Origin of the sequence: Nocardia sp. GTS18 (assembly GCF_013839555.1) — a bacterium.
Lineage (GTDB): Bacteria > Actinomycetota > Actinomycetes > Mycobacteriales > Mycobacteriaceae > Nocardia > Nocardia rosealba.
Genome location: NZ_JACBIU010000004.1, coordinates 178310 through 205201 on the forward strand (window position 1 = coordinate 178310; position 26892 = coordinate 205201).

Here is a 26892-nt window from a genome sequence, read left to right on the forward strand (position 1 = left end):
GGAGGCTACGTCGTGGCTTCGAGCGAGCGGACCGTCGCGGATTCGGCCCACGCGACCTCGACCCACCTGCGGATCGACGCCGACCTCGGACAACTGGTCATGGTGCGGGCCGTCGCCGAGACGGCCGCCCACCTGGCCGGGTTCACGCCCGACGAAATCGCCGATATCCGGGTCGCGGTCGACGAAGCGGCGACCAGCCTGATCCTCGCCGCCGTGCCCGACACCCGCCTGCACTGCGATGTCAACGCCGACGGTTTCCGCCTGCGGATCGCCGTGCAGGCACTGTGCGGGGAGCCCGACCCGGTCGACGAGAACGCCTTCGGCTGGAACGTGCTACACAGCATCACCGATCACCTGAGCACCGGCTCGGACCGCGATCGCGGTGAGCTCGACGGGTTCCCGGTCACCATCACCTTCACCCGGGTACGGCGGGTGCCCGCAATTCACTGAGCAGTGAACTGCGCCCGGCTCGCCAGCACTCGAGCACCTGATCGGCGAAACGGTCTTCGAGCAGGTCGGTGGCCTGGATCCCGAAAACGATGCTCGCCGCCGAATCGGGTTCGGTGCGCAGCAATTCGGCGATCACATCGCGCCGCATCACCTGCTCGTGTACGGCGTCGGCTTCGACGTGCTCGGTGTAGAAGCCGATGCAGGCGGGGTGGGGGAGCAGGGTGCGGGCCAGCTCGGCCAGGCGGGCCGACGCCGGTGAGGACGTGATCTCGTTGGCCGCGAAATGGCCGACCGACGCGGCACGCAGACCACGGTGCAGACCGAACAGCGACATCATGTTCACCAGCACCAGCATGGGAGCGGGCACCTCGTCGAGATAGTGCAGATAGCCGGGTTCCAGACCGGCGCCCGCGAGCAGATCCGCGTAGAGGCGCGCGTGCACACGGTCGCCGTGGCCGCTACCGTATTCGTCGAATTCGACAGCGACCAGCGCGGCTTTCGCCTGCCCACGCAGGCGTGGGATCACCCAGGCGTAGGGGTCGGCCTCGATGTGGTGATAGATCGAGCGGTGCACGAAGTACTCGCGCAACTGCTCGGCAGTGCCCTGCTCGGCGAGGTAGGCCGCGATACCGCCGGGCGCCGACGGCTCGAGCAACCGGTCGAGTTCGGCGTCCACGTCGTCGCCGCCGGGCACATCGGCCCGCATGGCAGCGAGGAACCGCTGTTCGAGACCTCGGCGCAGGCCCAACAGCCCCGGATCCCACTCCCAGTCCTCGTCCACACCGGCGAAACCTTGGTAGTGCAGTTCGTAGCAGGTGTGCAACGCCAGCGCGGCGTCCTCACCGTAGGGATCGGTGCCGGGGTCCGGCGGAACAGCCGAACCCGGTGCGTGCGTGAGCGTTTCGACCAGGGCGGCCGACAATTCGCCGCGGGGCGCAGGCAGGGCGCGCCCGAGGGTGACAGTGCTGGTCATCAGGTGCTGCTTTCGTTGTTACGTCGGCGGCGGCGCCGGTGGCTGGTATCGCACAGCGGGTAGGTGGCCGAGCGCTTGCACAGGCACAGCGCGACCTGGAAACGGTCACAGTGCAGCACTGTTCCCTCACGGGTCACCAGGTCGACCGGGCCTTCGATCAGGGCCGGCCCGTCGGTGAGGACTACCCGCCTGCGGTCAGGCGGGCTCCCCGACGGCGGGGCAGTAGTTTCGTTCGACACGGATCACCACCAATTCCTCGTCACGCTGGTCCTTCGCGATCAAGCCACGCGCCGCCAACCGCCGCGCCCGCGACCGCAACACCGGTCCGAACGGCACCTTGTCCACGGCCACCACCTGCGCCTCGGCGCCGCCCGCCCGCAACTGGTCCAGGCTGCGGTCGGGGTCGCTGATCGCCGAGTGCACGATCAGGCCGACCCCGTTGTCGGTGAGCAGATCAGGCAGCGTCGTGCACAGCCGGTCCAGCACGCTGCGCCCGGTGGGGCCCGCGTCCCAGGCCAGCGCCCGGCCGCGGCCGACTTCGCGCTCGGCGGGCACGTACGGTGGGTTCGCCAGCACCACGTCGAAGCGCGGCAGTCGCGCCGCGGCCGAGAAGTCACCGTGCAGCAACTGCACGGCCACGCCGCGCAAGCGGCAGTTCAGCCAGGTCGAGATCAGCGCCCGTCGCGACAGGTCGACGGCCGTCACACTCGCGGCCCCCGCTTTCGCCGCGGCCAGCGTGACGACGCCGGTGCCCGCGCACAGTTCGAGTACCCGGCCGTTGCGCAGGTGGGGGACCGCGCGCAGCGCCTCGGCAAGCATCCATGTATCGGCCTGGGGTCGGTACACACCCGGCGCCCGGAGAATCATCATTTCTGCGCCTTCACCCGCCGGTGCTCGGCCACGACCAGCGTGGTCCCCGCGAGCAGGCAGGCCGCGCAGGCCACGCCGCCGATGATCGCCCAACCGCCGAATCCGTAGCCGGCGGCGGTGAGGGTGATGCCGAGCAGTGCCAATCCGACCCCGATCAAGATCAGGCCAGGCCAGTTCCTCGTGTCCTCGATAGATTCGCCCGCGTGCGGCCTGATGGTGCGTGAGTCATCCGGGAACTCGTGGTCTGGCTGGTTCATCGAGCGCATCCTTTCGCAGGGACAACACAGTCCTGAGGGCCGAATGCCCCGTCGGCAGGGAACCAATCAGCAACCGATGAGGGCCTGCTCACATCGGCCGCCGAACTACGAGATGATGACTTCGATCATGAAGCGCACGGCCGCTTCGCACCGCGATTCGGGCAAACTCGTCACCGGACGCCGGTGCGATCGGCGGCGCCGAGCGGCTGCGGGGGGAGCGGTGTCGTGCACCGCTCAGGAGTGCAGGGTCGGCGCGTAGACGAGTTCCTGGGTGTTGCCGTCGAGGGTGCGGCTCTCGAGCAGTTCGAGGTCGAAGTCGGCGGCGTTCTGGAAGATGGGTCGCTGCCCGGTCTTGCCGGTGATGACCGGGAACACCGTCACCTGCACCCGGTCGACCAAGCCCGCTGCCATCAGCGTCCGGTTCAGCGAGAGGCTGCCGTGCGAGCGCAGCGGGATGTCGGATTCGGCTTTGAGCCGGGCGACGATATCGACGGCATCGCCCGCGGCGACGTTCGCGTCGTGCCAGTCGAGAGGTTCGCGCAGCGTGCTCGACACCACGGTCAGCGGCATGTTCATCATCCGGACGACCCACGGGTCGAAGATCTCCGGGTTCTCCGAGGCCCCGGCCACCAGTTCGGTGAACTCGCGATAGGTGTTGGCGCCGAAGATCATCCGCTGCTCGTCGCGGTAGAGGTCGAGGCGGTGATCGAGCAGTTCTGGGCCCTGTTTGCCCCAGTATCCGCCCCAGTCGCCGTTGGTGGAGGCGAAGCCGTCCAGGGTGGAGAACACGTCGTAGGTGTAGGTGGCGCTCATGGTGGGCTCCTCGGGTCGTGTCGGCTTTATCAATGCAGACGGCAGCCGGACGCCGAACTCATCGCACGAAATCCCTTCCCTCGCTGACTATTGCAGACTAAAGTCTGCTGCGATAGCAGAAACAGCGGAAGGTGTCAGATCATGTCGGCAGTCAAGCAGCAGGTCCTCGAACTCGGTGGGGCGTTCATGATGTCGCGCGAGGCGCGCCAGTTCGGGACCGATGTCGGGGTGCCCGGATTCCACGGCCCCTACACGCGCGGCCGCGGCGGGGTGCTCGGGGAGGTCGACGCCGATGTCGTGATCGGCGCGTTCGGCTTCTTCGAACCCGAATGTATCCGTGCCGCATGGAAATCCGTTCCCCTGCCCGCTGCAGAAGCGGCCACCGGCTATCTCGCCGCCTGCCACGAATTCGGCCGCCGCAGACTCGCCGGCTTCGACCGATCCGAACGTCTCGCCGAACTGCTCGGCAAGGTCGCCGATGCGGCCGAGCCCACTGCCGTTCCCCTGTTCGCGGGCTGGCGGGCCATGCCACTGCCCGACGACGGTCGCGCGGCGGTCCTGCAGCTCACCCACGTCCTGCGTGAACTGCGGGGCGGCCTGCACCTGGTCGCCGTCCTCGCCCAGGGCCTCACCCCGCTGCAGGCCGTCCTGATCGCCGGTTCCCCGATCGCCGACGGCCCCACTCATGCGCAGCGGCTCGGCTGGACCGAACCCTTCGAGCCGATCACCGACGACATGCGGCAGCGCTGGGCGGCGGCCGAGAAGCTCACCGACGAACTGGTTTCCCCGTTCTTCGCGGTCCTCACCGAGGCCGAGAGTGCCGAGCTGGCCACCCTGATGGGTGAGGCGCACCGAGTCGCGTTGTCGCGCTAGTTGCTCGAAGCCCGTGTGCGGCGGCCCACACGGGCTTTGTCATGTCTCGCGGCTGCCCGGGGCAACGGGTTCACTCGCGCTGGCGCAATCCGGCGACGATGAGCTCGACGACGCGCCGCGCGTCATAGCGCTGGTCGTTTTCGGCGCCGATGCACACATTGCCGATGCCGCGCAGCAACAGGTAGGGGTCGATGTCGGTGCGGATCTCACCGGCCGCCGCGGCGGCATCGAGCAACTCGCCGCACGCGGGCAGCAGCCGGTCGAGGAAATTGGCGTGCAGGGCCTGGAAGGTCGGGTCGTCGGACTGCAATGCCGCGGCGAGACCGTGCTTGGTGACGAGGAAGTCGGTGAACAGCTCGATCCACCTGGTCAACGCGTCATAGGGCTCGGTGTTCGCCAGCAGCTGCGGTGCGGCCTGTGCGCAGGCCTCGACCTGATGTCGATAGACCGCGACGATGAGGTCGGCTCGGGTCGGGAAGTGCCGATAGATCGTGCCGACCCCGACCCCGGCCGCGGCGGCGATCTCGCGCACCGGGGCGTCGACTCCGGAGGCGACGAAGGTCGCGGCGGCCGCGTCGAGCAGGGATCGTTCGTTCCGCTCGGCATCGGCGCGCTTGCGCGGAGTCTTCGCCGTTCCGGTGTCCTTGCCTGCCACTTGGCGTTCCCTCCATCGAATCGCTTGAAAAACGGAACACTGTTCCGTATGTTGGTTATCGGAACAGTGTTCCGCTTCTTGCAGGATACCTCCGGGAGAGGAAAACCCATGCAGTACCGCACCTTGGGCCGCACCGGCGTGCAGGTCAGCACCCTGGCGCTCGGCGCAATGAACTTCGGCCGGATCGGCAACACCGGCCAGGACGAGGCCACCGCGATCATCGATGCCGCGATCGAGGCCGGGATCAACCTGATCGACACCGCCGACGCCTACAGCGACGGCCGATCCGAGGAAATGGTCGGTAAGGCCATCGCCGGTCGCCGCGACGACCTGGTCATCGCGACCAAGGCCTACCTGCCCATGGGCGAGGACCCCAACCGTCGGGGAAGCTCACGCCGCTGGCTGGTGACCGCGCTGGAAGACAGCCTGCGCCGCCTCGACGTCGATCACGTGGACCTCTATCAGATCCACCGGTGGGATCCGAACACCAGCGACGAGGAGACGCTCTCGGCACTCACCGACCTGCAGCGGGCCGGGAAGATCCGCTATTTCGGCTCCTCGACCTTCCCCGCCTACCGCATTGTGCAGGCACAATGGTCTGCCCGCGAGCATCACCTCAGCCGCTACGTCACCGAACAACCCTGCTATTCGATCCTGCAACGCGGTATCGAATCCCATGTGCTTCCGGTGACCGAGGAATACGGCCTCGGTGTGCTCGCCTGGAGCCCGCTGGCCTCGGGTTGGTTGTCGGGCGCCATCCGCGCCGGCCGCGAGATAACCACCAACCGTTCCGGTTTCATGCCCCATCGTTTCGATCTCGATGTGCCCGCCAACCGGGCCAAACTCGAGGCTGTCGAGCAGCTGGCGAAGGTCGCCGACCGGGCCGGGTTGACCATGATTCAACTGGCGCTCGGATTCGTCACCGCCCACCGGGCGGTGACCAGCGCGATCATCGGCCCGCGAACCATGGAGCACCTGCATTCGCAGCTCGCTGCCGCCGATACCGTCCTGCCGGCCGAAGTCCTCGACGAGATCGACGAAATCGTGTCTCCGGGAGTCGATCTCGCGGCCGAGGAGAAGTACGACACGCCACCGTCGATCCTCGACGCCACCCTGCGGCGTCGCTGACCACCCCGCTCGACCTCGACCGCCATCCCCGCCGCAGCGAAATGGGGGTGCCGACAGACAACGGCGGGCAGTAGATTTCCGCTGTGACACAACAAACCTGGGTTCCTGAGGCGCAGAACCCGCAGGCCTACCTCGACGGCGACTCCATCATCCAACTCGACGACGATGCGGTGACTGCCATCGTGCGCGACCTGCGGCGAAACGCCCCCGACGACGTCGACTTCGCCCGCGCGGCCTTCGACTGGGTCCGCGACGAAGTCGACCACTCCTACGACGTCCAGGACCCCCGGGTGACCCTGACCGCCGGGGAGGTCGCCCGCGAACGAGTCGGCCTCTGCTACGCGAAATCCCACCTCCTCACCGCCATCCTGCGCAGCGGGGGCATCCCCACCGGGCTGTGCTACCAAAAGCTCGCGGACAACGACGGCCACGTTCTCCACGGCCTGGTCGCCGTCTACCTCGAGGGTGGTTGGCACCGTCAGGACCCCCGGGGCAACAAGGAGGGCATCACCGCCGAGTTCTCCCTCACCGAGGAACGACTGGCCTGGCCCGTCGATCCGACGCTCGGCGAGATCGACTACCCGCAGGTGTTCGTCAGTCCTGTGCCATCCGTGGTGAAAACCCTGGGCGAGGCGAAGCAGGAGTCGATCCTCGACGTCACCCTGCCGACCTCCTTGGAGGATCAGTCCATTCACTGACCCCGGTGGCGGCCCGCACTGCGCGCATCGATGCATCCAGTGCAAGAAGGCCGCCACCGTCCCGGTTCGATCTCAGGGAAGCACAATGCCGGTGTTCGTCAACCCTGGCGGATCTATTCGGATTCGCTTCTCGAACCAGTGGTCCGCCAGCGGATCGTCGCCATAAGCCGCAATTTCGGCGTATCCGCGCGCGGCATACAGCCTGCGGGCCTCGACCAGATCTTCACGCGTATTGAGCCGGATCCTGTGCGCGCCGAGACGGCGAGCAGTGTCCTCGGCAGCGCCCTCTCCGCGCGCATCCGGGCGCACGAACATCCGCGTGAGCTCCATCGTGCGGGTATCGAGGCACCGCAAGCCGACACAACCGGCGGGCTCACCACGTCGGCGTGCGAGAAGCAGCAATCCCGTCGGTGGTCGCAGGTCGTCGCTGTCGTGGCCCTGCGCGAGGTGCCTGTCGATTTCCGCGTCGTCGGTGGGTCGCCGGTAGTACCGCGTGATCATTTCGGCCAGAAACTGGCGAAGCAGAGCAGCCCCTTCGGGCGATCGAGGTTCGGCAGTTTCGATGGCCCATTCGCCCTGATCTGCGCAGCGGTACTCTCGCTCAGGGGCATTCGGCTCGTCCGCGCCTGCCAACGTCATGAAGGCTCCCTACCCGGAGTCGCCACGTGCGGCTTCGGTTCGCCACCGGGCGCGCAGTACGCCGTCGCTGTCCGGCAGGACGGCGGCGAACAAGGGGAATCGCTCGTCCATGTCCACGGACAGCGCGGTCGCCGCCCGTGCGCGGGCGACCCGGGCTGCGAGCTCGGCGAACCCGGTGTCGTCGGCGATCGTGCTGCTGATTCGTCCGTGTTCGTCCTCCCAGATCAATTCGATCAGACCTTCTGCAGGGAGGCCCACGAGGACTTCCTCGACATTGCCGGACAGGTCCGGCCAGACGGTGAGTCGAGAACGCGGGGTGAGTTCGGCGCGCACCGCGTCGATCGTGCCGTCGGTGATGCGGTGCCAACGGGACGCGCCGACGACGTATCCCTCTTCCAGGATGGAAGCCCTATCCGTGGCCAGATGCCGACGAAGCTGGGTCCAGAAAGTGTCGTCGGCCGGTCGCTGCTCACCGGGTTCGTCGTCGAGAACCGCATCGTAGGGCGACGCCGTGAGCCGCTCGGCGAACAGCCCGAGTGTGTGTGTATGCGACAGCGCCCTTTCACAGGCGTGATCGGCTCCGATGTATACGTACTGGTCCCACCCGACGTGGACCGTGAACACGTCTTCCACTTCCAAGCGGCACCAGGCGCCGTTCTCGCGAAGCATCGCGCGAACCAACTCCAGGCCGACTGCTATCGACACCTCCGCGCCGTCGTGGAATCCGGCGAGGTCGGGTGGGAAGAGCCCGGCCAGACCATGGCCGTCGACAGCGGCGATCTGCGGTTCCCGGATCGCCAGCTGGTCGACACCGGCATCCTCGGCGAAGGCGGCTACTGCCCGCAGATAGGCGGATTCGACCACATCGTGGTCGCTGTCCGTGTCCTCGGCGCCGAGATAGCGGCCGTGCTCGTCTCTATCGTCGGGGTCGTACTTGCTGACCCGGTAGGTGTAGAACACTTCACCGCCCAGCCCGAACCGGGGCCGACCCGCCGATGGCCCGACTGTCGGCGACTGCCCTGCCGACCAGCACCAACTCGGCCCCGGTCAGTGCCGCGATCATGATCGCCTCGCCGAGGTTCCCCAGCGGGGGATATGCCGCGGCCGCGCCGGAAGCCGCGACCAGCAAGACGATGCCGATCAGGGGGAAACGCAACCGCTCGTCGCGCCACAACGACACCGTCGCGGCGAACAGCACGGCGGAGACCAGGAGCGCGGGGATCGGTATCGCCGGTTGTTCCGAGCCGTAGCGCAGGGTGTCGGCGAATGTCCGTGGCACGAGCCGCACATGAGCCAACTCACCGAACACACCCCACACCACCAGTACTCCGGTGAGGACGAACGCGGCACGTCGCCACCAGCCCCCGGCACCCACCCGGTCGACGGCCCACAACACCAGCAGCGGCGTGAGCAGCGCGTGACCGATGAACCGGCCGACACTCAGCCCGTGCAGCACCGCTCCTTCACCGATCAGCACACCGAGCCCGAAAACGGTCGAATCATAAGCGATTCCGACACCGACCACGCCGAGTACGAGCACGCGCATTCGTCGCGCAGCCCGCATCCACAGCAGTCCGACGCACAGCAATTCGATACCCGCGACCACGAGCAAGGAAAAGGACACCACAGCACAGCTCTCCAGAAATCGCGCACGTCCGCGCCGGACGGTCGCTGCCACGCTATCCGACACCGAACGCAGACAACCTGGCTATTGTTGGCGACAGCGGCGGTCCTTGACCGCCTCCGCGTTCGATAGCTCAGTGACCTGCGATGACTGCCTGATTCGAGCCAGGAGGAATGCGTGGATATCACCGAATTGATCCTCGACGACCATCGTGAGCAACGACGGTTGTTCGCGATTCTCGAGCAGATCGACCCGAAAGAGGTCGATGTTCTCGCGGCGATCTGGGAACGGCTCGCGGCCTTCCTCGAACTACATGCCCAAGCCGAGGAGGAGATCTTCTACCCGGAACTGCTGCGGGTCGGAATTTCCGCACGCCGCACCCGCCGGGTGGAGGACGAGACGCTCGACGCGATCGGTGACCACAACGACATCCGCGATGCGGTGGGGGAGGTGGCACGTCACAAGGTCGGATCACCCGAGTGGTTCGCCGCTGTCGCTGCGGCGAACACCGCGAACGGCGACCACATGGCCGAGGAGGAACGCGAGGGACTCACCGATTTCCGCCGCCTCGCCGGCCTCGGCGAACGTCACCGGCTCGCCGTCGAATTCGCCGCGTACGAGGCGCGCCACTATGCGGGCGTGCGCCCCGTCGACAAGGACCCCGAAGGTTATGTGGAGGCGGTGGAGGGACAGTCGGCGACCTGGTCGAAGGGGTCGTTGGGTATCGGCCCGCTGCGGTGAGTCACGTCGCCGCTCAGCCGAGCGGGTCGATGACTTCCCTGAGGATTCGGGCGAAAGGCTCCGGCTGGCCCGGATAGCCGGACTCGGGGCCGGTGAAACCGCCGTGATGACTGGGGAAGACAACCGGCTGCACACCGAGCCGGTCGGCCAGCGCCGACGAGGTGCGTTCGGTGACCGTGCCCGACGATTCCTCGCCGTAGCCGATGACGATGCGGGTCGGTGCCGCGGTGAGCGCGGCGATATCGGCGCGGTAGGCGAGGGTCGGCCGGGAACGCTCCGACAACAGCGGGTGGTCGCGGGCACCGTCGTCCTCGACCGGCAGGCCGAACATCGCGGGATCGGCCTCCGGCGCGGCGAAATAGTCGTCGGTGAATTCGCCCTCCCAGGAGGTCATCGCGATGAAGGTCGCCATGCCCGCACCGAACCCTTTCGCCCCGTAGGCAGCGCGATACCCGTCGGCCGCACGTCCGGCAGCCGCGGCATCGGGCAGCACGGTCAGCAGCGGCGGTTCGTGCGCAATCAAAGTGGTCACGTCCTCGGGATGCGCGGTCACCAGCGCCAACGCGACGATCGCGCCGCCACTGCTGGCGAAGAGCTCGACCGGCCCGGCACCGAGCGCCTCGATCACGGCGTGCACGTCCTCGGCATGCACGGTAGGCACATTGTCGACCTCACCGTCGGACCGCACACTGCGCCCCAGCCCGCGCGGGTCGTAGGTGACGACCGTGCGATCGGGGAAGTGCGCGGCGAGCGCGGTGAAACCGTCGGCGGCCATCGGGAGACCGGTCATCAGCAGCGGCGGCCGCCCATCAGCGGTGGGCAGTGGACCCTGGACGTCGTAGGTGAGTGTTGCATCGGGGAGTTCGAGCTTGTGTGTCGTCATGTCGGTATTGACGACACGGGAGCCGCGTACTCATCGGTGACGGGTTCACGGCCGCGTCTCCCCAGGCCATGCGTAGTGCTCGGGGTCCATGCGATGCCAGGCGCGGTTCATTTTGGCGTAGGCCGCCTTGCGGTAGTGGTTCCAGGTGAATCCACCGGCCCGCAGCGCGCGGTGATGACCGGCCCACACCAGCGCCATGACGACGGCGAACAGGATGCGGTGGCCGATCATGGTGAGGTGGAACCGGGTGCGTGAGCGCTCGACCAGCAAAATGGCCAGGCGTTCGCATTGCAGTTGGACGTGGGGCACCTCGTCGGCCAGGATCTGGGCGCACACCGCGCGGATAACCGGTGACGTGGTAGCCCGCCGGATCGCGTTGTAGTAGATCATCGCGAGGGTTTCGACCATGACGACCGGTGTCGTCCACACCTCGATATTCGTGATGCTGTACCGCAGGCGACGAAACAGGCTGTCGCCCCAGTCGGCCTGTCGGCGAGGGATTCCCGCGTCGTCGAGGATGCGCCCGAGCAGTGCGCCGTGACGTTGCTCTTCACGGATGAACAGCGCGATGACCTCACGGTAGTCAGGGTCGTCGGTCTCGGTGGCGAATCGATCGGCCGCCGCGGCCAGATGCCGACCGTCGGAAGTCTCGCCGAGCTGCCAGCCCTGTAATGAGCGGCGAATCGGCGCGAGCTCGGCAGCATCGGCACCGATACCGTTCTCCTGCCACGGAATCGTCCGCTGCCTGGCGGCATTGCTGTGGAAGTGGTCCAACCACTCCCGGCTCGATCGCACCCGGCGCGTGCCTACCCGCGAACGTGCCTCCGACGAACTGATCCGTTCCCCCACGGCTTCCCCCTCTGTTCACCTCCACTCCTACCCCAAGGGCAGCGAGGATGCCACCGATCTCGACTATCCGCGACTAGCCCGCGCCGTCACGGATAAAGGCCGCAAACGCCACGGCGAGCAGATCGGGGGAAGGCCGACTTTCGCGATTGTCCGGTAGAAGCAACGAGCGTCCGTTCAAACCGCGAAGTTGTCCCAGCGCCCCGTCGTCGCCTTCTGCCATCAGCCGATCGGCGACGCGGATCGTGTAGTCCGGAGTGATTCCGAAGAGTTTCGCAGCGAAAGCGCGGTGGTGGTTGCTGCAGAGAAGCAGTCCGTTCTCGAGGCTCGATGTGGTGCGGTTCCTACCGGATCCGTCGTCAACGGACTGTGCGTCACCGACGATGTGGACGGCATCGAGCAGTTGTGCGACACCGAGACCGCATACGGCACAACGGATGCCGTACGCGTGGAGCAACCGCGCGCGGAACTCGGCCGAGTGAACGCGATTTCGGGTGTACTCGGCACGGTCGGGGAGCCGCGCACCGATCTGATCCGGCAGGTCGTTGTCGATGGCGAGCATGAATCGACGACGTTCTATGTCGTCGGCGACGACATAGACGGGAAAGATCGGCACGTAGGCCCCGTGGCCGATCATCCGGAACAGGATCAACGGAAGTTTCAGTTCCAGTGCCTTGCGCAGCTTCTGGTTGTCGCCGTGGATCGTTCCGGACCGATAGGCGTAACCGAACCCCGAGTCGCCATACTCCTCGTCGCTGGAGTCTCGGTCCCCGCGGGACATCACCGACAGGGTGGCGAGCATTCCGCGTGGATTGCGGATTCCACGATTACGGTCGACGAGGGGGAGCGAAGTGCCGTCGATGGTGAAATTTATCAAGTCGGCCCGATTCAGAGCGCCCCGCTGGTCAACTGCTTCCCTTAGACGGCGGAAGATCTTCTGCCGCAGAGCCGCTTCGATACTGACCGCATCAGCGGAGTCAGTTCGGTCGATCACCGAATTCCCATCGCGCGCCCGCTCGTCGGTGGGACGTGTGGGCGGGGTCGGGTGGGTGGGTTGGTGATCGACAGTGCTGGCCAGTTCGTTCTGCAACTGCGCCCACCGCGTACGCCACCGCTGGACCACCGCCATGAGCAACGCCGGATTGCAGTGCGGGTTCTCGTATCGCGATAGTGCGCGTACGAAAACTCTGACGGTGTCCCATCGCGGCCGGCTCTTGCCGCTCAGAAGGTTACTGATGCTGCCTTGGGAGATGGCGGTTCCGTCTTCGGCTGTGAGCTTGGCGATCCGCGCATAGGCCGGACTGCCCGCCTCGATCCACCGTTCCTTCACCTCTCTGCTGAACTGCTGGAGAGCTGGATGGGGTGTTCGGGCCACTGCCGCTCCTCGCTTTGCGCTGCCCCGGATGGAGGCTGATGCACAGGCTAACCGGTTCTGCAGTGGTGTTCAATCTCGTTCAATTTGGTGGTCATATCGAAGAGCTGGTGGCATTGTGTCGATCATGAGTTCGAACCGGCCGGGAAGGTCCCCAGCATCCTCGATCCGGCAGCGCCGCAACCGATTCGGAAACGGAGCGCATATGTTGGACCTTGGTGCGCTGATGTCGATCATGATCGGCTTCTCGGTGATCTACCTGGTCGCCGGGGCCACGGCATTGGTGCCGGTGGCCTCGGCAACAATGGCGCTCTATTCCCTGTGGAAGGGGCGAAACGCCAAGCTGTAGCGGCGAACGCTCACAGGCGTTACACGCCCGCTGCGGTGACACCGGCGCGCGGACGAAGGTGGCGGTGCGGCTTCTGTTCTGGACCCTGTTATTGCCCGCGCAGGCGTGCGATCTCGTCCTCGAGTTCCTGGTTTCGCCGACGTAGCTGCTCGATCTCCTCGGTGAGTGGTGCGCGGGCGAGGCGAAGTGATTCGGCCATGCGTTCACTGCTGTATTTCACCGGGATGTTCTTGATGCAGTTGCGGTCGAGGGCTTCGACGCGGATCCGGAACGCCCGGTCACAGCGTGTGCGGATGACGCCCTCGTCGGTGGTGAGCATCTGTTCGATGAACCCGGGATCGTCGGCCCGCTCGATGATTTCGGCACGACCGAACACCTTCACCCGGGTGCGGGTCGGGTAGTCGATGAAGAACAGCGCCACCCGGTCGTCGTGATCGAGATTGCCGAGGGTGACGAACTGCTGATTACCGGAGTAGTCGCCCAAGGCGATCGTCCACGAATCGAGAACCTTCACGAAACCGGGCGGGCCACCGCGGTGCTGCAGGTAAGGCCAGTCCGACGGCGTGACGGTCGCGATGAACAGCGAGTCGGTGGACCGGATCAGCGCAGCCGTCGGCCCGTCCAATTCCTCGGGCTCGCCCGTGTTGTCACCGACGGCCATCTGGTCCCGGTACCAATTGATACTGCCGGTAGCACTTTGGCGTTGCGCGCTCGCCTCGGAAAACGCGATGGCGCCGTAACGGGTGGGGTTGTTCATCCCTCGATTTCACCTCACACCACGTATGTGACCGCCGCCGCCACCGACAAGGCCAGCATGCCGAGGCAGTTGATCCAGAACTCGGATCCGAGGAACCTGGCCCGGTAGTGGGCGATTGCGGCGCACACGAAATAGCCGACCACGGCGACCGCGGTGGCGAACCCGGCACCGGGATACTTCGATCCGACAAGGAGCCCTGCTGTGGCCGCGAGCTTGATGGTGATCAGCGTCCACCACCAGTCGCGGGGAAAGCGGACGCCGTCGAGGCATCGCTGGATGAACATCGGTGGACGCACGGACATGAGCGCGTCCGAGAACAGGGATAGCGCGAGTAGTGCTGGTAGCCACCATGGTTGGGGAGCGTGGATCATCGGTTTCCTTGCGGGTGTGTGATGACGAATTCGATGGTCTGTCGTAGTTGCTCGGCCGCCTCTGGCATCGCGATGGCACCGCTGGCAGCGGTCATCAGCAACCCGAGGTAGGCGAGGTAGATGGTCCGGGCACCCTGACCGACCTGGCTGCTGGGCAGCGCCGACCGAGCGAGCACGGTTTCGAGTTCACCCAGCAGAGCCAGCGCGAGGTCCCGGAAGATCACCGACTCGTGGGTTCCGCGGACGAGGATCGCCAGATACTCGCGTGAGAGCTCGGAATCGAGCGCGAAGTATCCGACGAAGGGCTCGAAGAGCCTCAGCACGTCCTCGGTGGTCGCGGTCGTCGGTGAGGGGGCGGGTTCGGTGTGCCTGCTGGTGTGCACCGAGGTGATCCAGTTCTCGAAGATCGAGACGAGCAGCGCGTCCTTTTCACCGGCCGCCATAACGGTCCCGGTACTGACGTTCGCCTCGGCGGCGATCTGTCGGATGGTGGTTGCCTTGAAGCCCTGGGCGCGGAACAGCCGTTCGGCTGCCGCCAAGACCTTCTGACGCGTCGCTGCTTGTTGCGCCGACCGCGACTGAACATGTTCACTGAACATGTTCAGCACCTTATATCGTGATGGCCCGCAGGCGCAACCACAATCTGGTCGGCCGATCCGCGAGGCTTTCGACAGTCGGCGGAAACTCGCCACCGGTGTGCCACTTCAAATGCCGAGCCGCCAGAATCGCCGCACATGGCCGCGATTGGTACCTCCGTACAACCGTGCACAGTTTTCGGCCGCTTTCGTCACAATTACGTATCGTCAACTGCTACCAAACGTAAACGGAATAAAGTCGAGCTCGCGAGGGGCGGACCGGATGGCTGACCACCGATAATGTTCACTTATCGGTGGTTAGAACGGTGGCCAGAAGAATGGAATCTTCCAGGGACGACACGGTTTCCGTTTCGTGCAATACGTAACGAGACAACGAAACAAACGCTACGATTCTCTCGTGTCGAGCGTCTGCAACTACCCAGGATGTGCCCGCCCCATCACCCGCAACGGTGGCCCCGGCCGACCGTCGGAATACTGCGACCACCCCGACCACACCCGGTGGCGTGCGTGGCGGGAAAGGCAACGACAGCAACAAGAGTCGATGGGTGGGGGAGAAACCGTCACTGTGACGGCTGCGCAGGGGCCGGTGACCGTCGCGCGGTTGCGGGCCGATGAGTTGCTCGGACAGTTCCGTGGGTTGGCCGAGCAACTGGGAACCACGCTGAACGCCGCGGTTGCGGAACTGGCGACGATCGGTGATCCGTCGGTCGCCGAGGCGCAGGTCCAGGCAGTGCAGGCGGATGCCGCGCAGCGGATCGCCGAGGCGGACGTGAAAGTGGTTGCCGCCGAACAGGCGCGGCGGGAGGCGGAGGAAGCGCGGGCATCTGCGGAATCGGCCGCCGAGGACGCGGCAAGTGTGGCCGAACAAGCCGAGCAGCTCATCACCGCCGCACAGAACGCTCGCGACGAAGCGCTGGCCGAGTTGGAGCGTCTCACCAAGCAGGCCGCCGACGACGTGTTCGCCGCCCGCAGCGCCGCCGAAGCACAGGTGCGTCAGGCCGAACGCGAGGCTGCCGAAAGAATCGAACGCATCCGCGAAGAAGCTGCCGAAGAGGTGGCACGCGCCGAGCAACGCGCCGACACCGAGATCACCCAGGTGCGCCGCGACGCCGAAGCCCGCATCAACGCCGCCCATGCCGAACGCGACCTCGCCGTGCAGCGGGCCGCCGATGCCGACCGGGCGACCCAGCGGGCCGAACTCGCCGCCGCCGAACGGGTCGAAGCCGCCAACGAGGCCCGTGAGGAGTGGCGCCGAGCCCGCGCGGAATTGGAGACGACCCGCACCGAACTCGACCGCACCCGAAGCGAATTGGCGGAGCTGCGGCGCACCACCGCCACCGAGGCCGAGGCTCGCCGCGTCGAATCGGAAGCGGCACTCGAGCGGGTCAGAGCCGAAACCGCCGAACGCCTCGCCGCCCTCGACGACGCCCGCGCGCAAACCCTGGCCCGCGCCGAACGCGCCGAACGCCAACTCGACGAACTCCTCGCCGCCACCCGGTCCACGGATACGGCCGGGGTATCGGCAGCGGCGATCAGCACACTCGACTAGCGTCAGCGCACATGACCGAGCAGCCCGGACCCTTGGAGACGACGCGCGAATTCGCGGCCGTCGACCTCGCCGACATGTTGAACGACGACGACACCTACACCGGACCGTCGTCCCGCACCAGAATCATCGCGATCGTGGTGGTCGCGGCCCTACTGCTCGGCGCCGCGGCCACCACCCTCGCGCTACTTCTGGCCTGACCCCGCCGACACCTCGGCCCGCGCTACGCGGGCCGGTCCAGCGGCGTGTCCGGATCCCCCGAGTGCCGCAGCGCGATGATCTGCTGCGGCGCCCAATAGATGCGCCCGAACTCGAACTCCTGATACCGGCCGTCGTCGTGGGCGACCTCGTCGGACGCCGGCCAGCCGAGCTCACCGTTCTCGAAACCCGATGCCCGCCAGCGTTCACCGATCGCGCCGTGCACCCGGTAGGCGGGCTGCCCGGCGCGCCGGTAGATCGCGCCGCCCTGAAATGCCTGTGCCACAGCGGGTCCCGTGCCACGCGGATCGGGCAACTGAGCGTGTTCGGCGATCGGGTAACCGAGCACCCCGGCCTCCCAGCCTGATTCGGCGTATTTGGTCATGATCGCGGTCGGGATGGCGAAGGCGCCGGTGGACGGGTGCCAGTACACGTAGCCGTGTTCGAACTCCGCGAAGCGGCCGAGCCCGTCCGGTGTGGCGATCTCGCCGTCGGTGCGCCGGGCACCCAGCCACGGCGAGGCCGCCGCTCGATCATCGATGGCATTGGGGCGCGCCCCCGCGAAACCCGCCACGTGCGAGGCGAAGACGTCCCACGGAAAGTTCGGCCCCACATCGGTGTGCGAGCCGATGCCGAGGGCCCTCGTCACATAGTTGTGGTCGCTGATGCCCTCGGCCACGTGGTACGGCGGTGCGATCACCTGGGTGGAGTACCCGTGCCGGTGGGCGCTGCGAACGGCGAGGTAGGCCGCGATCCGCAGGTCGCCGTCGATGGCCAGCCACTGCTCGCGCGACCAGGCGACGCGGCTCCCCGCGAAACACAGGTTCACCGTGAACGGATTGGCCGACAACACCGACCACGCGGCCAGCTCCTCGGGCACCACTCGCGCCACCACACCGTCGCGCAGCGTGTAGTGGTACGACACCCCGTTGGACGGGTTGTTGAGATAGGCGGCAAGGGATTCGGCGGTGCCGTTGCCTTCCTGGGTGTGCAGCAGGAAGTTGGTGATGCGTGCGCCGTCGCGCGGTGAGTGCGACGGGCCGAGGCGGTCGAGCTCGGTGAACTGCGGAATCGTCACGGAACGGTCCTTACTCCACTGGCCGAAATCGGGGGCGAGAATGTCGTTGACGTCGACGTGGGTGCCGTCGATGAGCGGCCCGGGATTGCTCGGGGTGTCGATCACCCGCTGGTACAGCACCGCGCGTGGTTCGCGTTCGGTTCCCGACCACGCCCGCGTCTGCCAGGCCCAGCTGAATTCGCCGCGGGTGCCGATCACCCCGTCCTCGACGGCCCACGCGCACACCCGCGAGTGCCCGTAGATTCCGGTCCACGCCACGCCGAGCACCGCGTTGACCCCGCGGAAGAATTCGACGGCGGTGTTGTTCCACTGCGCCAGCGAGATGTCCTCGTCGACGGCGAAGAAGATCGGTGCCTCGCGTGGTGCGCCGAGACTCAGATGGGTGGCAAGGGCCTGTTCGGCCATGCGCCTGCCACCGTCGAACCCGGTGGTCCAGTCCGAGGGGGTCGGGTCACCCGGTTTGCCGTACTGCCAGATCGACACGATGTCGAGTCCCGCCGCCGCGAGGGCCCGGGCGTAGTCGGCGGTGATCGGTTTGGCCCCGAAATTCGCACCGGATCTGCTCGGCGACACGTAGGCGAGCACAGCCGAATGACCTGCTTCGGCGATGGCCGTCGGGTTGATGAGCCGCGCCGCGAAATCGACAGCGGTAGACATGATGACCCCCTGCATGACTGCGTATCCGATGGAATTCCGGGAAATGGTGGAACTACCGAGATGATTCACGCTTGTACCGACAACCGGCACGGGGTGACCGAGGAACTCACCCTGGAATGATTCTAATCGAAACACTCACTGCGGCATCCTCATTCACCGATGCCGGGGGAGTACCCAGATCCGGGTCCGATTAGACGCGCGTAGTTTCACTCATCCACGCCGCGCTACCGGACGGCTAACCTTTCGCCATGGTGCCACAGCTGTACTGGGGGATCCCGACGCACGGGTTCTTCGTCGCGCTCGGCGTCGCTGTCGCGGCCGTGGTTTTCGTCGCCGAATGCCGACGCCGTGACGCGCTGCGCGAGGAATCACTGGTGGCGGTGACCGGTGCGCTCGTCGGTGGGGCGATCGGCATGCGGTTGTCGAGTCTGGCCGAAACCCTCGATCCACTCGAGAGCTGGCTCTTCGGTGCGCGCAGTGTGCTCGGTGGCCTGCTCGGCGCCTATGTGGGTGTGCTCGTCGCCAAACGGATCATCGGCTACCGCGAACGCACCGGAGACCTGTTCGCCCCCGCTGTGGCGCTCGGGATGGCCGTCGGGCGCGTGGGCTGCCTGCTCACCGAGGCACCCGGTCGCCCGACCCGATTGCCGTGGGGCATCCACGCTCCGGGCACCGTGCCGCAATGTCCCGGCTGCGCCGCCGGCGTGGCGATGCATCCGAGCTTCGTCTACGAAATCCTGTTCCAGCTCACCGCGTTCGTGACGCTGTGGTGGCTACGCGACCGCATCACCACGCCCGGTGAGCTGTTCACCCTCTATGTGGGCGCGTATGCCGTCTTCCGGTTCCTCGTCGAGTTCACCCGCGCCAACGATACGGTGTGGCTGGATCTGACTCGCCCGCAATGGTTTCTGCTCCCTGGTCTCGTCCTGGTCGCGGTGCGTCTGAGCATCGGCTGTCGGCGCGGGTACTACGAGGGCGTTCTCCGACGAAAGGTCGCGGTATGAACTATCCGCCCGCACCACCACCGCCACCGCCCGGGGCGAATCCGCCGGGGCAGGGTGGCCAGGTCGCGGCGATGGCTGCCGCCGGTGCGCTGTCGTTCATCGGTGTCAACGCCATGGCGGGCTTCGTCGTGCTGATGCTGGCCGCCTCGACCGCCGACGCCACCGCCGCCCGCGTGCTGTTCGGCCTCGCCGCCCTGGTGAGTGCCGGGGCGGCGTTCGGCGGCGGGTGGGCGCTGATCCGGTTGCGTAAGCCCGTGTGGAAAGGCTTCGGTCTCGGCCTGATGATCGGCTGGGCGTTGACGACGGTGTGCACCGCCGGGTTCTGCACCGCGGTCAATCCCTACCTGTACACCGACACGTTCGGGATGGCGCCGTGACCGGGATGCCGCTGCGCGGCGACCGCATCCTGCGCTACGTCACCGCGTTCTGCCCGCACTGCCACGACGACCGTCCGCTGGCGGAGGTCGCACGGTTGTCGGGGTGGTTGGCCGAACGCGACGGCCAGGTGTGGCTGGAACGAGGCTGCCCGCGTCACGGCATGGTGCGCACACTCTACGACGAAGATCCCGAGATCCTGGCCTACCTCGAGGAGTGGACCGCACCGACCAAGGCCCACCGTCCCGATGTGCCGGGCAATTTCGACCCGGTGCCCGCGGCGTATCTGCGCGGTCTGCCCGAGATGCAGACCCAGCACACCTGCATCCTGCTCGAGGACATCATCGACAGCTGCAACCTGCGCTGCCCGACCTGTTTCGCCGATTCGTCGCCGGAACTGCGCGGAGTCGTCGCGGTCGAGGACGTGCTCGCCAATGTCGACCAGCGGTTGGCCAGGGAAGACGGGCGCCTGGACGTCCTGATGCTCAGCGGCGGCGAACCCACCCTGCATCCCGAGCTGCCCCGGTTGTTCGCCGAGCTGACCGCCCGGCCGATCACCCGGATCCTGCTCAATACCAACGGCGTTCGCCTCGCCGTCGACGACGAGCTGCTCGCCCTGGTCGGTGCGCATCGCGACCGGGTCGAGGTGTACCTGCAGTACGACGGCGATTCGGCGCAGGCTTCACGTCATCATCGCGGTGGTGATCTGCGGCTGCGGAAACAGCAGGCACTGCAGCGACTTTCGGAAGCAGGAGTATTCACGACCCTGGTGATGACTGTGGCGCTCGACGTGAACGACGACGAGATCGGTGCGGTCCTGCGCACGGCGATGGACACCCCGTTCGTCGGTGGCGTGTCGATCCAACCGCAATTCGGTTCCGGCCGTTCCGGAGACATCGACCCGCTGCGCCGCCTCACCCATACCGGTGTGTTGCGCAGGCTCGGTCCGCAAACCGGCGGTCAGGTCACCTGGCGCGACCTCACCGCCCTGCCGTGTTCGCACCCGCACTGCTGCTCGGTCGGCTACCTGCTGCGCGACGACGCCGGACAGTGGCGCTCGCTGGTGTCGCTGATCGGCCACGACAGGTTGAAGTCGCAACTGGGACTGGTGTCGAACCGCATCGCCGATACGGATCTGCCCGCCGAGCTGCGGGTAGCGGTGCGTGAGTCGCTGCTCGGGCTGTTGTCGGAGCAGTCGTCGCTGTCGCATCCGGAGATCGGGAAGGTGTGGGAGAACATCTGCCAGCACTGCGACCTGGGGATGTCGACGTTGCTGACGCTGGCGTCCTCGGCGCTGCCCGGTCGGCGCGCACGGCTGCGGAAGCTGTTGGGGGAGCGGGTCGTGCGGGTGACGGTGAAACCGTTCATGGACATCTCGACGATGATCGAGGAACGGCTCACCCAGTGCTGTGTGCACGTCGGCACCCGTTCCGATGCCGACCAGTGCGCCCCGTTCTGCGCGGTGCAGGCATGGCCTGCGCTGTCCCGTCAGCGGTTGCCGGTGGCGGCCCCGGCCGGGCGCAAACTGCTGCCGATGGAGGTGCGGTGAGCTCGTCGCGTGGCGTCTACTACGACGAGGCGGTGCGCGCGCGTCAACCGCACGACCCGCTGACCCTGTGTGTGGTGGCGACCGCCGCACTGCTCACCTGGTTGTTCGGCCCCTGGGCGGTCGCCGCGTTCGGTGCGCTGGCGTTCGCCGGTTACTGGCGGGCATGGCGGGCCGGACTGCGGCGCAGCCGGTGCTGGTTGCGCGATACCCGCCTGGTGCTGCTGTATGTGGGTGCGATCGCGGTGGCCGGAGCGGTGGCCGTGGTCATGTGATCGGCGTGTCGCGAAAGCTGATGCGGCACAACGGTGGCGGTGTGCGCGCACGCCCTGTTCACTGGTAGCCATGGCCTCCACCCGATCCAGCAGGCAGCGGAACTCGGGGACACCCGCGCCCGCCGTGTCGCCTGCGGAACTGATCGTCGTCACCACCCCGACCGGGCCCGATCTGACACCGGCCGCCCTGCGTGAGACCAGTGCGGTACGCGGTCACGTCGACGGCCTGCTGCCCGGCGACGCGCATCTGGTACCGATCTTCGGGCCGGGCAACCGGCTCGCGGGCAAACTCGCCGATACACCGCAGGCCGCGCAGGCCGGTTCCTACCTCGGCTATCACCGGGTCGTCGGTGCGGTCGGGGATTGGACCGAGGTGGCCGACCGGTTGCGCGCCGAAGACACCGTCACCGCGGCGTATGTCAAACCCGCTGCCGAACCGCCGCTCGCACCCGGCGCAACCGTCGCCCGCGCCACGGAGGCACCATCGGTGACCCCGGACTTCCGCAGCAGACAGGCGTACCTGGACGCGGCGCCGAACGGGATCGACGCGACCTGGGCGCATACCCGCCCCGGTGGTCTCGGCACCGGCGTGCGGGTCATCGACATCGAGGGCGCGTGGCGATTCACCCACGAGGATCTGCGCCACAACCAGGGCGGGATCATCGGCGGAACGGCGTCGACGGACCGGGGTTGGCGCGACCACGGCACGGCGGTGGCAGGAGAGATCAGCGGCGATCTGAATCCGTTCGGCATCACCGGTATCGCGCCCGAGGCGCACATCCGGGCGATCTCGATCTTCGGGATCGGTTCGGCGACGGCCATCCGTTCCGCCGCCGACGCACTCGACCCCGGTGACGTGCTGCTCATCGAACTGCACTGGCCCGGGCCCCGATTCGACTACCGGGCAACCCCCGATCAGCGCGGCTACATCGCCGTCGAGTGGTGGCCCGACGATTTCGCCGCCATTCACTACGCGGTCGGGCGCGGCGTGATCGTGGTGGAAGCGGCGGGCAACGGTGCGGAGGACCTGGACGCACCGATCTACGACACCCGACCGGCCGACTTTCCCGCCGATTGGCGAAACCCGTTCCGTAACAATGATTCCGGCGCGATCATCGTCGGTGCCGGCGCACCACCGCCCGGACTGCACGGCCGCGACCACGGCCCGGCGCGCTCCCGCCTGGGCTTCTCCAACTACGGCGCTAGACTCGACGTGCAGGGCTGGGGGCGTGAGGTGACCACCACCGGCTACGGGGACCTGCAGGGCGGTGACGACGAAGACCTCTGGTACACCGACGAGTTCAGCGGCACCTCGAGCGCGTCACCGATCGTCGTCGGCGCGATCGCCGCCTACCAGGGCATCCGGTCCGCAGGCCCCGGCCGCGCCACCCCGGAATCGGTGCGCACCCTGCTGCGCACGACCGGCTCACCCCAGGCCGCGGCCCCCGGCCGTCCTGTCACCCAGCGCATCGGCTCGCTGCCGGACCTGCGCGCGATGACGGCTCGGATGTAGCCTGCGATATGGCGATCGTTCATCAGACCACCCTGACCCCGAGCAAGCTCGAGCTGCTCGAAGCATGGTTGCCGACACGACGGTGGTATCGCGGCACCACCCCGCGCCTGAGCAAGGCGGGCGGTTTCCGGCTCGACGATCCCGACGGCGTGGTCGGCATCGAATTCCTGCTCCTGATCGACGACTCGGCCACCGGCCCGCAGCTCTACCATGTCCCGCTGACGTACCGAGGTGCGCCACTGCACGGCGCCGACGAAGCCTTGGTCGGCACCATGGAACACGGTGTCCTCGGGCGGCGATGGGCTTACGACGCCACCCGGGATCCGGTGGCGGTGAACGCCGTCGTCGACCTCCTCGCCGGTCGGGCGACCGCTCAGGCCCAGAACTACAGCGATACCGTCGACTCCGCGGTGCAGGTGCGTCGGGTCGACTTGCCGGACAACTCGGTACAGCCGATCGACACCGACACCCACACCGATCTGCCGGTGTCATCCGACCTGACGCTACGCGTCCATCGCCTCCCCGTTGACCCGCTGCCCGATGCGGTGGGTGCGGTCGCCGCACCGTATGTGCTTGCCGGCGTGCGTCGCTCGGTGGTGGAAGTCGTCAGCGTGCGGACGCGCGCAACGGCGCCGGAGGAAAATCAGGTGTGATCGGCGCCCCGGCGTGGGAGGGTGCGGTGCATGACTTCGGTGCAGACGATTCGGATACGGGAAGCTACTCGCGCGGACGCGGAGGCGATCGTGCTGTTGCAGGAGACCGGGTTCGGGATGCGGTACGAGGAGGCCGAGCTCGAGCACAAGCTGCGGATCTTCCCGGCGGAAAGGTCGTTGGTGGCGGTCGACGGCGATCGGATCGTCGGGCACACGGTCGACATCACCATGAGCGTCACGGTGCCGGGGGAGCGCAGCGTGCGGGCTTGCGGCGTGTCGGGCGTGGCGGTGGCGCCGACGCATCGGCGGCGCGGCATCCTGCGCGCCCTGTATGCGGCGCAACACGAACGCACCGAGGCGGACGGGCTGCCGCTGACGATCTTCACGGCCAGTGAAGGCTCGATCTACGGCCGGTTCGGGTACGAGACGGCGATTTTCGACAACACGGTGGTCGTGGATCGGCACAAGGCGGAGTTCCGCCCCGGCACACCGGATCCCGGTGGCGTCGTGCTCAGCACCCTCGCCGAGGCCGCCGACCACATCCGTGCCGTCTACGACCGATGGCAAGCCCGCACACCCGGTGCCCAGCGGCGTCCCGACGCGAAATGGGACCTCGTCTTCACCGATCCGCAACGCCATCGCGGGCACGCCACCTCCCTGTTCGTGCTGCTCCACGCCGACGGTTACGTCCTGTATCGCCGCCGCTACGACGACGGCAAATCGGCCGTCGTCGTAGCCGAATGGCGCGCCGTCACTACGGAGGCCCACATCGCACTGTGGCGGGTCCTGCTCGGCATGGATCTTGTCGACACCGTCGAAGCCAACGTCGCCGACGACGACCCGCTGCCCTATTTCCTGACGAACCCGCGCGCCGTCCAGCTGACCAACCGTGGCGATTCCCTGTGGGCCCGCCTCATGGACATTCCCGCCGCCCTCACCGCGCGCACCTACCGCCACGACCTCGACACGGTCATCGCGGTCCACGATCCTTTCCGCGACGCGGGCGGCACCTTCGCCCTGCACATCCGCGACGGTCACGCCGAATGCGCCCCGACCACGCGCCGCCCCGTCCTGACGTGCGACATCAACGTTCTCGCCGGCCTCTACTTCGGCGCCCACCGAGCCACCGCCTACGCCACCGCCCATCGCCTACACTCCGAAAACCCCTCCGCCCTAGCCGCTTTCACCGAAGCCTTCACGACACCGCGCGCGCCCGAACTGGGCTGGTTCTTCTGAATCTTCACGCCCCGAATTCGCCTCGATCGGAGTCAGCACGCCTCGGTTCCGCTGCCGCGCCCGGTCGTTGCCTGGCGGCGAGCGCAACGGCAGCAAGCAGGAGGGCCAGCAGGATCAGCGACAGGAGTATCTGGGGGTGCAGGCCGAGTGCCGACGGATTGTCGAACTCAGGGTCCTGGATGGCCGTGCCGGGGAAGAGCAGTGCGCCGAGGAGCGCGAGCCACGGAACGGCGAGGACCGCGCAGGCCCAGCCGAGCGTGGGAAATCGGTCGCCGCCCCGTCGCATCAGCAGAACCAGTGCGATGACGCCGAGCAACAGCGACATGACGATGTATTGGGCATCGTGGAACTTCGCGTGTGGGGGCCAGGCGTCGTTTCGCAGGTGTTGTGCCGCGCCGGCCGGGATCAGGAAATCAGCGAGTAGCGCCCCGAATATCGTGGCGAGCGCGACGACTCCGGCGAGCAGGCGGGCGGCGTTTCCGAGCGGGATCATGAGTGTCCTTGCAGGCGTGGGCTTTGGGGCTGGTGAGAACGCAGGAATTCGTCGACGACGCGACGCACGTAATCGAGATCGAACGTTCGATGGGCCACGAGCCGACGGAAGAACAACGGGCCGTGCAATTGATCGACGGCGAGATCGATGTCCAGTCCCGCCGGTAGTTCGGCGCGAGCGATGGCATCGGCCAGGATCGCGCGCACCGCTCCGGTTCCGGACCGGTACAGCCTCACCTTGACCTCCGCGAAACGCGGATCCACTCCGGCTCTTTCGATGATGACGCGCATGGCCTGTTCCATCACCGGTTCGTGGAGCATCGCGCGCGTCACGGAAAGCACGGCGAGCAGATCTGCGCGTAGGTCGCCGGTCGGTTCGGGCCGCACCGCCGCGATATGCCCGGCAACCGCATCGCGGACGAGATCGGCCGGTTCGGGCCAGTGCCGGTACAGCGTGGCGCGGCTGACTCCGCTGTGGGCCGCGACCGCGCCGTGAGTGAGCCCCGCCAGGCCCTGTTCGACCAGCAGTTCGCGCGCTGACGCGAGGGCGGAACTGCGGCTGCGCTCGACGCGCGGATCAGGTGGTCTCATTCGACTCCGTTTTTCGATACAAGCTGTTTCACAACTATGAAACAAAATGTATCAGAACGACGCCGAGGCGTCGATAATGGCCATATCGGAGTGATCGCTCTCTATCCACCCCCTTGTCTTCGTCATGTAAGGAGCTTTGGAGCTCCTGCCTCGTGAATTGTTACAGAGCGCATGCTCTGTTAATCTCGGTTCATGCCGCGCCCCCGGATACACGATCTCGATCACCTGCTGGATGCCGCCGAAGCAATGGCCGTCGACTCCGGTCCCGCTGCTGTCACTGTGCGGGCGCTGTCGGAGGCGACCGGCGTGTCGAACGGGGCGATCTATCACGCCTTCGGGTCGCGCGCCGGGCTGCTGGGCCGCACCTGGCTGCGCGCCGCGCAACGGTTCCTCGAGCTGCAACGTCGAGCTGTCGACCGGGCGTTGGCGACCAGTTCCGCGCCGGAACATGCGATCGAAGCGGTGGTTGCGGCCGCCGATACACCGGCTGAATTCCTGCTGGAGCACCCGGTGTCGGGGCGTTTCCTGCTGACCGTGTCCAGGCAGGAACTGCTCGGATCGAGCGAGATCCCCGGCGACATCGCCGAAGAACTGCAACGGCTCGACGACCTGCTCACCGGACTGCTGGTCGACTTGGCGCGCGGCGTCTACGGGCGAGGTGATCGGGAAGCGGTGACCGTTGTCCGCGATTGCGTGGTCGAACTGCCGACCGCCCTGCTGCTGCGTGGCCGTCGTGAACCCGACACCGCAGTGCGCCAACGCCTTGCCGCCGCCGTTCGCGCCGTTCTCGCCCTGCCCCTTGACGACTCCACCCCCACGAAATGAGAGGCAAC

At 67.0% G+C, this 26892-nt stretch carries 34 protein-coding genes; 16 read left to right on the forward strand and 18 right to left on the reverse strand.

The annotated features are described in order from the left end of the window. Positions 1 to 12 precede the first annotated feature (12 nt). A complete protein-coding gene (locus tag HYG95_RS07130) occupies positions 13 to 450 on the forward strand; it encodes an ATP-binding protein (RefSeq protein ID WP_181697195.1) in 438 nt (145 codons plus the stop codon). Here HYG95_RS07130 and HYG95_RS07135 read toward each other — a convergent pair. The 5 genes from HYG95_RS07135 to HYG95_RS07155 form a co-directional block, all read right to left on the reverse strand. Beyond that, complete coding sequence (locus tag HYG95_RS07135) at positions 416 to 1423, reverse strand: iron-containing redox enzyme family protein (RefSeq protein ID WP_181697196.1); 1008 nt, start codon at positions 1421 to 1423, stop codon at positions 416 to 418. The genes HYG95_RS07130 and HYG95_RS07135 overlap by 35 nt on opposite strands. Further along, the gene (locus HYG95_RS07140) at positions 1423 to 1662 is read right to left on the reverse strand and encodes a CDGSH iron-sulfur domain-containing protein (RefSeq protein WP_370465706.1); all 240 of its coding nucleotides are present in this window, start codon (positions 1660 to 1662) and stop codon (positions 1423 to 1425) included. The genes HYG95_RS07135 and HYG95_RS07140 overlap by 1 nt, the downstream gene beginning before the upstream one ends. Next, complete coding sequence (locus HYG95_RS07145) at positions 1619 to 2293, reverse strand: HemK2/MTQ2 family protein methyltransferase (RefSeq protein WP_181697197.1); 675 nt, start codon at positions 2291 to 2293, stop codon at positions 1619 to 1621. Before HYG95_RS07145 ends, HYG95_RS07140 begins: the two co-directional genes overlap by 44 nt. Further along, complete coding sequence (locus tag HYG95_RS07150) at positions 2290 to 2550, reverse strand: hypothetical protein (protein WP_370465707.1); 261 nt, start codon at positions 2548 to 2550, stop codon at positions 2290 to 2292. The genes HYG95_RS07145 and HYG95_RS07150 overlap by 4 nt, the downstream gene beginning before the upstream one ends. A 234-nt stretch (positions 2551 to 2784) precedes the next feature. Continuing rightward, positions 2785 to 3363 (reverse strand): dihydrofolate reductase family protein, encoded by a 579-nt coding sequence (locus HYG95_RS07155; RefSeq protein WP_181697199.1) that lies wholly within the window; start codon positions 3361 to 3363, stop codon positions 2785 to 2787. Positions 3364 to 3504: 141 nt separating this feature from the next. Between HYG95_RS07155 and HYG95_RS07160 the strand changes: the two genes are divergently transcribed. After that, positions 3505 to 4236 carry a hypothetical protein gene (locus HYG95_RS07160; RefSeq protein ID WP_181697200.1) on the forward strand — a complete coding sequence of 244 codons (732 nt, stop codon included), beginning with the start codon at positions 3505 to 3507 and terminating at the stop codon, positions 4234 to 4236. Positions 4237 to 4306: 70 nt separating this feature from the next. Here HYG95_RS07160 and HYG95_RS07165 read toward each other — a convergent pair whose 3' ends face one another. After that, on the reverse strand, positions 4307 to 4891 hold the full coding sequence (locus HYG95_RS07165; protein ID WP_181697201.1) for a TetR/AcrR family transcriptional regulator: 585 nt from the start codon (positions 4889 to 4891) through the stop codon (positions 4307 to 4309). A gap of 108 nt (positions 4892 to 4999) precedes the next feature. Between HYG95_RS07165 and HYG95_RS07170 the strand changes: the two genes are divergently transcribed. Both HYG95_RS07170 and HYG95_RS07175 read left to right on the forward strand, forming a co-directional pair. After that, the gene (locus tag HYG95_RS07170; RefSeq protein WP_181697202.1) at positions 5000 to 6019 is read left to right on the forward strand and encodes an aldo/keto reductase; all 1020 of its coding nucleotides are present in this window, start codon (positions 5000 to 5002) and stop codon (positions 6017 to 6019) included. 83 nt (positions 6020 to 6102) lie between these two features. Further along, positions 6103 to 6717, forward strand: coding sequence for a transglutaminase family protein (locus HYG95_RS07175; protein ID WP_181697204.1), 615 nt, complete (start codon positions 6103 to 6105; stop codon positions 6715 to 6717). Between the two features lie 72 nt (positions 6718 to 6789). On the opposite strand, the gene HYG95_RS07180 is transcribed toward HYG95_RS07175, so the two are convergent. Genes HYG95_RS07180 through HYG95_RS07190 form a run of 3 tightly spaced genes read right to left on the reverse strand, consistent with a single transcriptional unit; the run spans position 6790 to position 8983 of the window. Next, entirely contained in the window at positions 6790 to 7356 is a 567-nt protein-coding gene (locus tag HYG95_RS07180; protein WP_181697206.1) for a GNAT family N-acetyltransferase, read from the reverse strand. Between the two features lie 9 nt (positions 7357 to 7365). Then, positions 7366 to 8316, reverse strand: a complete 951-nt coding sequence (locus HYG95_RS07185) for an RNA-binding protein (RefSeq protein WP_181697207.1) — start codon at positions 8314 to 8316, stop codon at positions 7366 to 7368. Position 8317: 1 nt separating this feature from the next. Next, positions 8318 to 8983, reverse strand: coding sequence for a hypothetical protein (locus tag HYG95_RS07190; RefSeq protein ID WP_181697208.1), 666 nt, complete (start codon positions 8981 to 8983; stop codon positions 8318 to 8320). A gap of 174 nt (positions 8984 to 9157) precedes the next feature. On the opposite strand from HYG95_RS07190, the gene HYG95_RS07195 reads away from it, so the two are divergent. Then, positions 9158 to 9721 carry a hemerythrin domain-containing protein gene (locus HYG95_RS07195; RefSeq protein WP_181697209.1) on the forward strand — a complete coding sequence of 188 codons (564 nt, stop codon included), beginning with the start codon at positions 9158 to 9160 and terminating at the stop codon, positions 9719 to 9721. A gap of 13 nt (positions 9722 to 9734) precedes the next feature. Here HYG95_RS07195 and HYG95_RS07200 read toward each other — a convergent pair whose 3' ends face one another. The 3 genes from HYG95_RS07200 to HYG95_RS25115 form a co-directional block, all read right to left on the reverse strand. Continuing rightward, positions 9735 to 10604, reverse strand: a complete 870-nt coding sequence (locus tag HYG95_RS07200; RefSeq protein WP_181697210.1) for an alpha/beta fold hydrolase — start codon at positions 10602 to 10604, stop codon at positions 9735 to 9737. A gap of 45 nt (positions 10605 to 10649) precedes the next feature. Then, positions 10650 to 11399 carry a ferritin-like domain-containing protein gene (locus HYG95_RS07205; protein ID WP_181697211.1) on the reverse strand — a complete coding sequence of 250 codons (750 nt, stop codon included), beginning with the start codon at positions 11397 to 11399 and terminating at the stop codon, positions 10650 to 10652. A 127-nt stretch (positions 11400 to 11526) separates the two neighbouring features. Continuing rightward, positions 11527 to 12825 (reverse strand): HNH endonuclease, encoded by a 1299-nt coding sequence (locus tag HYG95_RS25115; RefSeq protein ID WP_181697212.1) that lies wholly within the window; start codon positions 12823 to 12825, stop codon positions 11527 to 11529. 202 nt (positions 12826 to 13027) lie between these two features. Here HYG95_RS25115 and HYG95_RS07215 point away from each other — a divergent pair, with 202 nt between their 5' ends. After that, the gene (locus HYG95_RS07215) at positions 13028 to 13171 is read left to right on the forward strand and encodes a hypothetical protein (RefSeq protein ID WP_181697213.1); all 144 of its coding nucleotides are present in this window, start codon (positions 13028 to 13030) and stop codon (positions 13169 to 13171) included. Between the two features lie 88 nt (positions 13172 to 13259). Here HYG95_RS07215 and HYG95_RS07220 read toward each other — a convergent pair whose 3' ends face one another. From HYG95_RS07220 to HYG95_RS07230, 3 genes are read right to left on the reverse strand one after another with little or no spacing between them, the layout of a single operon-like run. Next, positions 13260 to 13928, reverse strand: a complete 669-nt coding sequence (locus HYG95_RS07220) for a pyridoxamine 5'-phosphate oxidase family protein (protein WP_181697214.1) — start codon at positions 13926 to 13928, stop codon at positions 13260 to 13262. Positions 13929 to 13942: 14 nt separating this feature from the next. Then, on the reverse strand, positions 13943 to 14299 hold the full coding sequence (locus tag HYG95_RS07225) for a DoxX family protein (protein ID WP_181697215.1): 357 nt from the start codon (positions 14297 to 14299) through the stop codon (positions 13943 to 13945). Next, positions 14296 to 14898 (reverse strand): TetR/AcrR family transcriptional regulator, encoded by a 603-nt coding sequence (locus HYG95_RS07230; RefSeq protein ID WP_181697216.1) that lies wholly within the window; start codon positions 14896 to 14898, stop codon positions 14296 to 14298. Before HYG95_RS07230 ends, HYG95_RS07225 begins: the two co-directional genes overlap by 4 nt. 562 nt (positions 14899 to 15460) lie before the next feature. Between HYG95_RS07230 and HYG95_RS07235 the strand changes: the two genes are divergently transcribed. Further along, on the forward strand, positions 15461 to 16444 hold the full coding sequence (locus tag HYG95_RS07235; protein WP_370465708.1) for a hypothetical protein: 984 nt from the start codon (positions 15461 to 15463) through the stop codon (positions 16442 to 16444). A gap of 11 nt (positions 16445 to 16455) precedes the next feature. Next, a complete protein-coding gene (locus HYG95_RS07240; RefSeq protein WP_067489870.1) occupies positions 16456 to 16641 on the forward strand; it encodes a hypothetical protein in 186 nt (61 codons plus the stop codon). A gap of 23 nt (positions 16642 to 16664) precedes the next feature. Here the strand turns inward: HYG95_RS07240 and HYG95_RS07245 are convergent, their stop codons facing one another. Continuing rightward, complete coding sequence (locus HYG95_RS07245) at positions 16665 to 18374, reverse strand: glycoside hydrolase domain-containing protein (RefSeq protein WP_255495037.1); 1710 nt, start codon at positions 18372 to 18374, stop codon at positions 16665 to 16667. Positions 18375 to 18622: 248 nt separating this feature from the next. Between HYG95_RS07245 and HYG95_RS07255 the strand changes: the two genes are divergently transcribed. From HYG95_RS07255 to HYG95_RS07285, 7 genes are all read left to right on the forward strand, one after another. Continuing rightward, entirely contained in the window at positions 18623 to 19378 is a 756-nt protein-coding gene (locus HYG95_RS07255; protein ID WP_181697218.1) for a prolipoprotein diacylglyceryl transferase, read from the forward strand. After that, on the forward strand, positions 19375 to 19755 hold the full coding sequence (locus HYG95_RS07260; RefSeq protein ID WP_181697219.1) for a hypothetical protein: 381 nt from the start codon (positions 19375 to 19377) through the stop codon (positions 19753 to 19755). The genes HYG95_RS07255 and HYG95_RS07260 overlap by 4 nt, the downstream gene beginning before the upstream one ends. A gap of 5 nt (positions 19756 to 19760) precedes the next feature. Further along, on the forward strand, positions 19761 to 21302 hold the full coding sequence (locus HYG95_RS07265) for a radical SAM protein (protein ID WP_181697272.1): 1542 nt from the start codon (positions 19761 to 19763) through the stop codon (positions 21300 to 21302). Further along, the gene (locus HYG95_RS07270; protein ID WP_370465709.1) at positions 21299 to 21574 is read left to right on the forward strand and encodes a hypothetical protein; all 276 of its coding nucleotides are present in this window, start codon (positions 21299 to 21301) and stop codon (positions 21572 to 21574) included. Before HYG95_RS07265 ends, HYG95_RS07270 begins: the two co-directional genes overlap by 4 nt. 70 nt (positions 21575 to 21644) lie before the next feature. Then, positions 21645 to 23087, forward strand: a complete 1443-nt coding sequence (locus HYG95_RS07275) for a S8 family peptidase (RefSeq protein WP_181697220.1) — start codon at positions 21645 to 21647, stop codon at positions 23085 to 23087. An 8-nt stretch (positions 23088 to 23095) separates the two neighbouring features. Next, positions 23096 to 23740, forward strand: coding sequence for a 1,4-alpha-glucan branching protein (locus HYG95_RS07280; protein WP_181697221.1), 645 nt, complete (start codon positions 23096 to 23098; stop codon positions 23738 to 23740). A 30-nt stretch (positions 23741 to 23770) separates the two neighbouring features. Beyond that, positions 23771 to 24976 (forward strand): GNAT family N-acetyltransferase, encoded by a 1206-nt coding sequence (locus HYG95_RS07285; protein ID WP_181697222.1) that lies wholly within the window; start codon positions 23771 to 23773, stop codon positions 24974 to 24976. A 4-nt stretch (positions 24977 to 24980) separates the two neighbouring features. Here the strand turns inward: HYG95_RS07285 and HYG95_RS07290 are convergent, their stop codons facing one another. Then, a complete protein-coding gene (locus HYG95_RS07290; protein ID WP_181697223.1) occupies positions 24981 to 25469 on the reverse strand; it encodes a DUF6640 family protein in 489 nt (162 codons plus the stop codon). Beyond that, positions 25466 to 26059: a TetR/AcrR family transcriptional regulator gene (locus tag HYG95_RS07295; RefSeq protein ID WP_181697224.1), complete on the reverse strand. Its 594-nt coding sequence runs from the start codon at positions 26057 to 26059 to the stop codon at positions 25466 to 25468. The genes HYG95_RS07290 and HYG95_RS07295 overlap by 4 nt, the downstream gene beginning before the upstream one ends. Before the next feature lie 192 nt (positions 26060 to 26251). On the opposite strand from HYG95_RS07295, the gene HYG95_RS07300 reads away from it, so the two are divergent. Beyond that, positions 26252 to 26884 (forward strand): TetR/AcrR family transcriptional regulator, encoded by a 633-nt coding sequence (locus tag HYG95_RS07300; RefSeq protein WP_181697225.1) that lies wholly within the window; start codon positions 26252 to 26254, stop codon positions 26882 to 26884. The last annotated feature ends 8 nt before the right edge of the window (positions 26885 to 26892 follow it).